The sequence below is a fragment of the Streptococcus sp. ELY_90 genome (assembly GCF_058314475.1).
Genome location: NZ_JBZFUJ010000001.1, coordinates 318,170 through 327,935, shown reverse-complemented (window position 1 = coordinate 327,935; position 9,766 = coordinate 318,170). Strand labels below are relative to the sequence as shown.

Below are 9,766 nucleotides of genomic sequence, written 5' to 3'. Positions count from 1 at the left end.
ACTTATCCTAACCTTTGAAAAAATGAGGCGTTTCAGAGGCTTTTTAGTGTACTCTCAAACTCATAATGGGAACAAAATATAAATTCATCTAAAACTATTGACTTTTCTTATAGTTTGTCTTTTTATTAAGATACAAAGGCGTAAGCGACACACAGCAAAATAGGAAAGCTGACGAAGATGCCTAGCATCTAGGAAGTCTTTATCTTTTTGCACAGTGTCGTAGCCGTGTTCAATTAACAAGATACGGCAGAAGATTGTTATCTAAGTGCTATGCACTTGATAACAAACGCCAATCACCATAGTGAATTGGCTGCCTCTCCCGCTAACTTCGATTGGTTAGTAAAATCGACTAACCAATCGAAGTGTCGCAAAGGGCGTTAAGAAATCCGTATAAAAATAGGAAACGGACGCGGTGTCGCTAAGACACAAGGACGTTTATCTTTTTTACTAGGATTTTAGCCCGTGCTTAATTATGTTTATGGCTACTATTATATCACAAAATTGCCGGCTGATAAGCTAAAGTGAGAACATTCACAAAAAATCAGCTTTCCTTTCTCTTTTAAGTGACAGCTGCATTTTGTTGCTTGAAAAATCCGGATCTTTAAACATATTATACTCAAAGAAAAACAGTCAAGACGCAGGCTGTACTTGGTATAGCAAGCTGAGCTTAACAAGGTATTTTGATTGTTACAGAGTATTAAAAAACCAGCTCCAGACTCTAACCAAGCTGAGATCAGAATCTGGAGCGGCTTCTTTAATTTAAAAATTGTTGACAATATACTGATAAGCTGACTGAGCGGCTGTTGCTCCGTCACCAACAGCAGTGGTAATCTGACGCAGATCTTTTTGACGGACATCACCGACCGCAAAGATTCCTGAAGCCTTGGTATTCATGTGCTCATCTGTCGGAATCCAGCCGGCTTCGTCTGTAATAGACAGACCTTTCACCATGCTTGAAACCGGATCAAGCCCGACATAGATAAAGACACCGCCAAATTCATGGTTGGTCACCTGACCGGTTTTGACATTTTCAATATCAACGCTGGTAACCTTGACATCGTTACCTTTGATTTCCTTGACAACTGAATCCCAAATAAAGTCGACCTTGTCATTGGCAAAAGCGCGGTCTTGAAGGACCTTTTGGGCACGCAGTTCATCACGTCGGTGGACAATGGTCACCTTATTGGCAAATCTGGTTAGGAAAAGGGCTTCTTCAACAGCAGAATCACCGCCGCCGACCACCAGCAAGTCCTGACCGCGGAAAAAGGCTCCGTCACAGACCGCACAGTAAGAAACTCCTCGGCTGTTATAAGTTTCTTCCCCTGCTACTTCCAGAGGACGGTGCTTGGCACCTGTAGCCACAATAACTGTTTTCGTTTCATAGCTGGCGTCTTCGGTGAGCACTTTTTTAAATTCGCCGTGGTCTTCGACCGCAGAAACGATGCCGTAAAGATTTTCAACACCAAATTTTTCAAGAGGTTCATGCATCTTCATTGATAATTCCGGTCCCGAAATCATTTCGTAGCCGGGATAATTTTCAATATCAGACGTATTGTTCATTTGGCCGCCCGGTGCTCCCTGCTCCAAGACAGCAACCTTGAGATTGCTTCTGGCAGCATAAAGAGCTGCCGTCATTCCTGCCGGACCCGAACCAATAATAATTGTATCGTACATAGTTTCCCTTCTTTGCTTTTTTGTTCTTATATTCTAAATCAAATTTTCAAAATTTGCCAATGTTATGCTTTGATCATCAAAATAATAGCCATAAAAGCAAAAGATAAGATGGGAATAGTTACTAAGTCCATCAAAAGAGCTTCATAAAGAATCGTCAGGCGTTCTTTGGACGTCTTATCTTTTTTCCTGACCGCACGATAAAGAATCCAGCCGGCACTGACTAAAACAACTGTTAAAGCAGACAAAAGCAGTCCTTGTACATATAAATTAAAAATCTCTGCTAACATATTACCACCCTAAATAAAAATACTCCAAGTAAAGAGTATTCTTATTATATCAAATAAAGGTTTTTTTGTAACTGGCAAAAAACTCTTTTGTTCGTTCTTCTTTTGGATGATTAAAGAGCTGATCCGGCGTTCCTTCTTCCAGAATGTGGCCTTTTTCAAGAAAAAGCACCTTATCTGCCACTTGGCGGACAAAACTCATGTCATGGCTGACCAAAACCATGGTCTGGCCGCTTTTAGCAGCGTCAGCAATAGATTTTTCAACCTCGCCGACAAGCTCGGGATCAAGTGCAGATGTAGGTTCATCAAGGAGCAGCACATCCGGCTTCATTGCAAGAGCCCGGGCCAGCGCCACACGCTGCTTTTGACCGCCCGATAAATGGCGGGGATAGTGATTTTCGCGATCAGAAAGACCAACCTTGCTCAATTCTTCCTTGGCAATCTTAGTCGCTTCTTCGTCTGATAATTTTTTAACAATCTTAAGGCCTTCCTTAACATTGTCAAGAGCTGTCCGGCGTTCAAACAGGTTAAACTGCTGAAAAACCATGGCCAATTTCCGGCGCAGGATCAAAACGTCTTCCTTACTGATAGTCGTGAAATCCACCTTAAAATCATCAATCTCAATAGTCCCGGAATCAGGCTGTTCCAAATAATTCATGCTGCGCAAAAACGTCGACTTGCCTGCACCGGATGCACCGACAAGCGCAACAACTTCTCCTTTTTCGATATCAAGGTTAAGGCCATCCAGCACCTTTTGTCCGGAAAATTCTTTGGTTAAATTGGAAATTCGAATCACTAGCGCACACCTCCTTCCACTGCCTGGTCGTTAACAAGGTTATCAGGGGCGGAAATCTCCATTTTCTTTTCAATCAGACGTCCGGCCTGTTCAATCAAAATGCTGACTCCCCAATAAATAATCGCTACCGAAATAAAACGTTCAAAATAGCGGTAATCGCTGCCGCCCAGAATCTGAGCCTGAGCAAACATTTCGACAATACCGGCATTGAAAGCCAGAGAGGTTCCCTTGGTCAAACCGATTAAGGTGTTAATCAGGGTCGGTGTCGCAACGACTGCAGCATTAGGGATAATGACCCGGCGATAAACCTGAATAGTCGTCATTCCCAAACTCTTGGCAGCCTCAATCTCTCCTGAATTGACCGACTGAATAGCTGCCCGAATGGTTTCGCTGGTATAGGCAGCTTCATTAAAGGCAAAGGCTGTAATGGCAAAAACAGATGCCGGAATAGCATTGATATTAAAATCAGTTCCCAGCTTTTGGTTAAGAGCTTTCAGCAATAGAGGAATCCCATAGTAGGTCAGCATGAGCTGAACCAAGATAGGTGTTCCCCGCAAAAAAGAAACAAAGAATGCCTGAATAGGGTAGAGAATCTTAACCCGATTAATTTTGACAATGGCAAACAAAAGAGCCAAAACCAAACCAAAGACAGAGCCGCCCAGGGTTAAAATCAGCGTTGTTGGCAGCTTTTCTAATATAGCTGGGATAGCATCAAATACAGCCCGCCAGCTAAAGAGTTTGCCGCTGGGCAAGCTGGTGACAAATTTATCATACCAGCTGATTGTTAAAAATGTACTAAACATCGTTTTCCTTTTCTATTATTTCTGAAGTGAAGACACATAATCACCGCCAAAATATTTTCGGCTGAGCTTTTTCAATGTTCCGTCTTTTTGCAGCACTTTGATGCGCTTGTTGACAAATTTTTGCAGTTCTTGACCGGTCTCATCCTTAGCAAAAAGAAGGTATTCCAGACCGTCTTTTTTACCGCCGACTTTTTCTTGGACATTGGCAACCTTCAACTGCATTGCTTGATCCTTGATAAGTGTTCTAAGAGAGATAGCATCGTAAAGCAAAAAATCGATTTTCCCTGCTTCAACATTTTGGAGGCGCTGAGTCAGGGTCACACTGTTTGCGACATAATGAATGTCAATAGCTTTCCCATCTGAATGGCGCTTATTCCAATTTTCAAGGATAGCAGCATAATTAGAACCTGCATATACCTCTACTGATTTGCCGGATAAATCATCTAAAGTCTCATAGCTGCCTTTTTTACTGGCAATGGCGTAGTTAGACTTTGAGACAGGATCTGAAAAGAGGTATTTTTCTGCTCTGTCTTCACTGTAGTTAAAATTATTGGCTGACATCTGATAACGTCCGGCATCAATCCCTGTTAGGATAGACGAAAAAGCCACGGTCTCAAACTGAGCTTTGTATTGTTTGGAGCCCTTAAAAATAGCTTTCACTAAAGCAATGTCATAGCCGTCAAAGCGCTTATCCTTTTTGTAGGTGAAAGGTGCCGTATCTGAATCTGTCGCTACAGTTACTGTCTCTTTTGCAGCTGCCTTAGCCGGCAGAGCCAAAGTCAAAACTGCTGCAAGCAAAATAAAGGAAGCCAGTAATTTTTTCATTTTCATATCGTTATCTCCTCAAGTAAGTATACAGCTTATGCTAACTATCTTTCAGTCTATCACGATAAACAGACCCTGTATAATAGTTTTTTTCTATCGCAGTGATTAATTTTCTCTATCACTGCTGTGAAAACAGTTATCTTAGGCGACAATAGCTGAGGAGACTTTAATCATAGCATTTGTTTGCTTCTCTTTCAAAGAATTGAACTTGGTTGGCCAGAGAAAAAGAGCCGGAAACCACTGTCCGACTTTTATCTTGCTGCTTTATTGGTTTTAGTTTAACGCATGCAGCTTTGTTCATTTAAAAGCTCTGTCTTTTGGCTTTGCGGGCTGCGCGGCCTTTAGCACGAGCTTCTGAACGGCGGGCTTTGCGGCGTTTTTCATCCACTTTCCACTGAATTTTCTTTTTATAGCCCGGCTTAATTTTTTTCTTTTTCTTCTTCACCAAACCAATCATTTCAGTATCTAATTTCTGATAGGTTTTCTCTCGGTTTGCGCGGCGGTCGCGGTCATAGGTATCCTGAATAGCACCGTTTTTCACAATCTTCGGTGTAAAGGCAATCCCCATTTTTTCAAGCTCTCTGATGTCTGAGTCATCGCTTGGCTGATAAAGAGTAATAGCTGTGCCCGAAAGCCCCATACGGCCGGTACGCCCCACACGGTGTACAAAGAAGGACAGATCCTGCGGAATAGCATCGTTGATGACATGGCTGATGCCGTCAATGTCAATGCCCCGCGCAGCAAGGTCCGTGGCCACGATGTAGTCAAATTGCAGCTGTTTCACCTGATTCATAATGCGCTTACGTTCACGCGGCGGAATGCCTCCATGAATTTTAGCAACTTTCAGCCCATTGGCTGTCAAATAGGCATGCAATTCATCAGCCCGCTCCTTGGTATTGACAAAAATAATCGCCAAGTAAGGGTTTAACAGCTGAGCAATTTCCAAAATTTGACTGTTTTTATCGCGACCCTTGGTGGAAATCAGCCAGTTATCAATCGTATCAGAGATAACTGTTGCTGTTTTGATTTTCTCTATGACAGGATTGCTCAGGTATTTTTTTAAGAAGGGCTGCAGCTTTTGCGGAATCGTCGCTGAAAAGACTAAGATCTGCACTTCTTTAGGCAGAGCAGCAGCAATCTTATCTACCGTATCTAAAAAGCCCATATCAAGTGTCATATCCGCTTCGTCAACAACAAAGGTCCCTGCCTTATGAATAGCAAGATAGCCCGATTGAACGAGAGCATAGATACGCCCCGGCGTACCGATAACAATTTGCGGCTGACCGGATTTTAATTTTTCAATCTGACGCAGCTTGTCCGTTCCGCCAACATAATTGGCAAGGCGAATTTCCTTATCGGAAAAAACCGCAATCTGCTTGGCAGCTTCGTATATCTGTCTGGCTAATTCTCGACTGGGTGCCGTAATCACAGCCTGAACCGCTTCAAGGTTCTCATCCAGCTTTTCAAAAATAGGCAATAAAAAAGTATGTGTTTTCCCTGATCCTGTCTTTGATTCTCCGACTAAATCCTTCCCCGATAAAACAAGAGGAATCAGGCGCTTTTGCACCTCTGTCGGTTCGTCAAAATGCAGGCCGTCCAAGGCCTGGTTGATATAATCTTTAAATGCAAAATCTGTAAATGTCATAGGTACCTCATACGCTCTTATAACCTGATATTCTAAAGAGCATTCTCAACTATTATAACAGAAAATAAGACAGGAAAGAAGCCTCCTGCCTTATCCATTAAAAAATGCGGCAAATACCGCACTCTTATCTTCTTATAAATACAGCAGAGCCAGTGTCAAAAGGCTTCCGCAAATACCAAGAGCCCAAAGAAAGGCATCAACCTTCCACTCGCTCCACTTAGCACCTTCCTTGGTCAGACTCAGACCCCCAAGTTCCAGATGATGGTGAAAAGGAGTCATACGGAAAATTCGACGTCCTTCGCCGTACTTTTTCTTTGTATATTTAAAGTAAGCAACCTGCATCATGACTGAAGCTGTTTCAAGAACATAGACAATCCCAATAAGCAGCAAAGTCCATTCCTGCCGCAGAGCTATGGAAATAGCAGCCAGCATTGCTCCCAGAGCGAGGCTGCCGACATCTCCCATGAAAACTTTGGCCGGTTTATGATTATAGACAAAGAAACCAAGCAAGGCACCAATCATAACAATAATAATGAGAAGAATATCAAACTGCTGCTGCTGATAGGCAATAATCCCATAGGCTGTCAGGCTGATGACAACTGAAACAGAAGCCAAGCCGTCAATACCGTCTGTCAGGTTGACAGCGTTGGAAAAGCCGACGATCCAAAACAAAATAAAGGCAATGTAAAAGATACCCAGATGCAAAGGAAAGCCAAAGACATTTAACGAATCTGCTCCGCTTGGTCTGACATGGACAAAATAGAAGACTAAGCCGCCGATAATCTGCAGAGCCATTTTTTGTCCTGCTGTCAGACCTTCATTAATCTTCTTAAAAATCTTTAAAAAATCATCAAGAAAACCAACTGTCCCATAAATTAAAATGATGAACAAAATAGCTAACGTTGCCCCGAAAGCCGGTCCTTTTACAAGATTAACAAGAAAGGCAAATACGAAAGTCACCAAAACAGCAACTGCCAAAAAGACAGTTCCTCCCATGGTCGGGGTACCTGCTTTAGCCAAATGCTGCTTGACATCCTCATGCATCTGCTGGCCATTAATTTTTTTCAGCTGATAAAATCGGATGAAAGAGGGCATGGCAAGAACGGTCAGGATAAAAGACGCAATCCCTGCAATGATCATAGTGGTTAACATGTTAGTCTCCTAGAGTTATTCTAATTTTCTTCAAGTTTTTAAGTTTGCTGCCGGCGTTGATGCTTTGCTTAACGACCTTCCCGGATTTTCTCCCTTTAAAGGTCACATTTATGCCGGTCCAGTCCTCGAATTTCTTAACATTTTTCTTGGTCCAGCCGTACATATCAGGCATGGTCTCAAAGTGACTGGTCAGCATTAGAACCTGCTGATTTTCTTTTAAGTTTGACCCGGCCGCAACAGACGTTTTGGTGATTTTGTTACCTGTTCCAAGGACAATAGGCTGAACGAGGTTCTGACGAAGTTCGTCGGCTGTATTGCCCGGACTTTTTCCGATAACTTTCGGCAAGTGATACTTCGTCTGCTGATCCTCAGGGGTTTCAACCGGCGACAGCAAAGTATCTTTCATGAGTGTTGCTTCTTCCAGCACCGGATTGATGACATCCTGCCAAAAGCTTATGCTGAATGTTTCAGGCTGCTGCAGGGTCACATACATCATAAAGTCCGGATTTTCAGACGGAACCATGGCAACAACCGAATAGATATAATCTGTACTTCCTGTTAAATAACCTGAGCCATCTTCCGCAGCCATCTGAGCTGTTCCTGATTTAACAGCAACCGATTGATTGCCGACCTTGATGACAGGGCCGCCCAAATCTTTTGAATAAAGGGTTCCATAGTAGGGGTCTGTCCCAACAGTCACCATATATTGCCGCGTTTGCTTAGCTGCATCTGCTGACACAGGATTGCCGACAACTTCTTTTTTGGCTGTCCGGCTGGTGCCTGTTTTTGGATCATAAATTTTGGTGATGAATTGAGGCTCCAGCATCACTCCATCGTTTGAGACGGATGAAAAAGCCCTGAGCATCTGCGTCTGCGTCACTCCGATCCCTTGTCCGAAAGCACTCATGGCTATTGTTACCACATTGTCAGACGGCAGCAGCCCTGAGGCTTCACTTCCCATACCAAACCGGGTCGGCATGCCAAAGCGGTAGTCGCTGAGATAACGAAGCCATTTATCATTGCCCATCTTTTGCTCCAGCAGGGTCATCCCGACGTTACTGGAATAAGAAAATCCTTGCGCAAAAGTCATATAGCCGCCCTGAGAGATCCCTTCATTGACAGCCCAGTCTTTGATGGTTGCATCAGCCAGAGAGAGACTGGCATTGTTATAGGTCTCATTGGGATTGAAAACCCCTTCGTCAATAGCTGCTGCAAGCAGCATGACTTTCATGGTTGATCCAGGTTCATAGTTGGTCTGATAAAGAGTATTTTGCCAGGTAAAGCCCTTAGCATCCAAGCCTTCCTTGGTGTCTGAATTAAAGCTCGGCCGCTGTGACGTCGCCAAAATTTCCCCTGTTTTAGCATTAACAAGAGTGGCACTGGCCTGAACACCCTTGGCCTTGCTTTGGAAGGTATCCATCTGTGTTTCCAAATAGGTCTGGATAGGCGCAGACAGGGTCGTATAGACATCTTTTCCGTCCACTGCTTTTTTAACGGTTGTCGCAGCCCCTAGCAGGGTATTACCGTTTTTATCTTTTTCGTAGGTCACTTGACCGTCTTTTCCGGACAGCAGTTTATCAAGAGCAGCTTCCATGCCTGTTGCACCAACCAGGCTCTTGCTGCCGTCCTTATTTTCTTTGACCTGCGCTAAGCCGATGAACTGTGACGCAAAAGTACCGTTTGGATACATACGGCCGGGGCTTGTCGTGAAAGCAACGCCCTTAATCTTTGCATCCTCAAGCGCCTTGGTCACAGCTGTCATCGTGCTGTAGGTGATATTTGACCCTTTGGCCCCAAAAGAAACCTGAGTTAATTTTTTTTGCTCCAGCTGAGAAATAACATATTTTTTATCCATGCCCAGATGCTGATTGAGAATATCAGCAACCTTATTGTACTGATAAGGCTGCACATAAAGTTTCTCTCCGGCAGTTGACACATAGGATTTATCAATAACAGCGTAGACATTATAGGTTGTTGAGTCTTCGGCAATAGGATTGCCGTTACGGTCGTAAATCGTTCCGCGCTTAGCCTGAACTTTTTGCACTGTCTGGTAAACAGATGATGCGCCCTTAGATAAGTTCACACCAAACTTTCTGTCTGTTCCGATAATGATAATAAAATTGATAATAAAAACAAAAAAGACAAAGACAGACAAAATCATTAAATTTTGTCCGACACGCTCGCGGTTTTTCTCAGGTGTCCTGCGATCACCTATGACATAGTCTAAAAAGCGCTTTTTAAAGTTTTTCATAGGCTAGTCCACCTTCTTAATATTATCTTTTTGAACAGTCATGCCCGCCTTCTGAGCAATATCGGCGATCCGATCATAGCGGCTCAGCTCATTGACCTCTTGCTTGGCATTGTTGTATTCTGTTTCCTTGTCATTAATCTGGCTGTTTAAATGGCTGATTTCCTGCTGAAGCTGCAGGCTTCGGCTCTGCAGGTAAATAATGCTGATAGACAGTGTGATAGCCGTAATGATGATGGCACCATAAAAAGCCTTTTCCAATCTAGTAAAGGTTCTGATACGTTTTTGCAAGGCTTGCGAAATAGCTTCGCTGCGTTTTTCATTTGTCATGGTTTTTCT

At 43.3% G+C, this 9,766-nt stretch carries 9 protein-coding genes; all 9 read right to left on the bottom strand.

Annotated features, from left to right (window positions below; all coding sequences use genetic code 11):
- Positions 1-759: 759 nt before the first annotated feature.
- On the bottom strand, positions 760-1,674 hold the full coding sequence (gene trxB / locus AC4HAF_RS01605; protein ID WP_491096393.1) for a thioredoxin-disulfide reductase: 915 nt from the start codon (positions 1,672-1,674) through the stop codon (positions 760-762).
- A gap of 62 nt (positions 1,675-1,736) precedes the next feature.
- Complete coding sequence (locus tag AC4HAF_RS01600; RefSeq protein WP_027974880.1) at positions 1,737-1,961, bottom strand: DUF4059 family protein; 225 nt, start codon at positions 1,959-1,961, stop codon at positions 1,737-1,739.
- Positions 1,962-2,010: 49 nt separating this feature from the next.
- Positions 2,011-2,754: an amino acid ABC transporter ATP-binding protein gene (locus AC4HAF_RS01595; RefSeq protein WP_027974879.1), complete on the bottom strand. Its 744-nt coding sequence runs from the start codon at positions 2,752-2,754 to the stop codon at positions 2,011-2,013.
- On the bottom strand, positions 2,754-3,557 hold the full coding sequence (locus AC4HAF_RS01590) for an amino acid ABC transporter permease (RefSeq protein ID WP_491096392.1): 804 nt from the start codon (positions 3,555-3,557) through the stop codon (positions 2,754-2,756). Before AC4HAF_RS01590 ends, AC4HAF_RS01595 begins: the two co-directional genes overlap by 1 nt.
- 15 nt (positions 3,558-3,572) lie before the next feature.
- Entirely contained in the window at positions 3,573-4,388 is an 816-nt protein-coding gene (locus AC4HAF_RS01585) for a transporter substrate-binding domain-containing protein (RefSeq protein ID WP_491092321.1), read from the bottom strand.
- Between the two features lie 295 nt (positions 4,389-4,683).
- On the bottom strand, positions 4,684-6,027 hold the full coding sequence (locus AC4HAF_RS01580) for a DEAD/DEAH box helicase (RefSeq protein ID WP_491096391.1): 1,344 nt from the start codon (positions 6,025-6,027) through the stop codon (positions 4,684-4,686).
- A 132-nt stretch (positions 6,028-6,159) separates the two neighbouring features.
- The gene (gene mraY / locus AC4HAF_RS01575; protein WP_491096390.1) at positions 6,160-7,179 is read right to left on the bottom strand and encodes a phospho-N-acetylmuramoyl-pentapeptide-transferase; all 1,020 of its coding nucleotides are present in this window, start codon (positions 7,177-7,179) and stop codon (positions 6,160-6,162) included.
- A 1-nt stretch (position 7,180) separates the two neighbouring features.
- Positions 7,181-9,430, bottom strand: a complete 2,250-nt coding sequence (pbp2x, locus tag AC4HAF_RS01570; protein WP_491096389.1) for a penicillin-binding protein PBP2X — start codon at positions 9,428-9,430, stop codon at positions 7,181-7,183.
- A 3-nt stretch (positions 9,431-9,433) separates the two neighbouring features.
- A complete protein-coding gene (ftsL, locus tag AC4HAF_RS01565; protein ID WP_491096388.1) occupies positions 9,434-9,757 on the bottom strand; it encodes a cell division protein FtsL in 324 nt (107 codons plus the stop codon).
- Between the last annotated feature and the right edge of the window lie 9 nt (positions 9,758-9,766).

What these genes read in the sequence shown, in the direction of transcription:
- trxB (WP_491096393.1), bottom strand. Translation starts at nt 1,674, where the DNA reads ATGTACGATACAATTATTATTGGTTCGGGTCCGGCAGGAATGACGGCA.
- AC4HAF_RS01600 (WP_027974880.1), bottom strand. Translation starts at nt 1,961, where the DNA reads ATGTTAGCAGAGATTTTTAATTTATATGTACAAGGACTGCTTTTGTCT.
- AC4HAF_RS01590 (WP_491096392.1), bottom strand. Translation starts at nt 3,557, where the DNA reads ATGTTTAGTACATTTTTAACAATCAGCTGGTATGATAAATTTGTCACC.
- AC4HAF_RS01585 (WP_491092321.1), bottom strand. Translation starts at nt 4,388, where the DNA reads ATGAAAATGAAAAAATTACTGGCTTCCTTTATTTTGCTTGCAGCAGTT.
- AC4HAF_RS01580 (WP_491096391.1), bottom strand. Translation starts at nt 6,027, where the DNA reads ATGACATTTACAGATTTTGCATTTAAAGATTATATCAACCAGGCCTTG.
- mraY (WP_491096390.1), bottom strand. Translation starts at nt 7,179, where the DNA reads ATGTTAACCACTATGATCATTGCAGGGATTGCGTCTTTTATCCTGACC.
- pbp2x (WP_491096389.1), bottom strand. Translation starts at nt 9,430, where the DNA reads ATGAAAAACTTTAAAAAGCGCTTTTTAGACTATGTCATAGGTGATCGC.
- ftsL (WP_491096388.1), bottom strand. Translation starts at nt 9,757, where the DNA reads ATGACAAATGAAAAACGCAGCGAAGCTATTTCGCAAGCCTTGCAAAAA.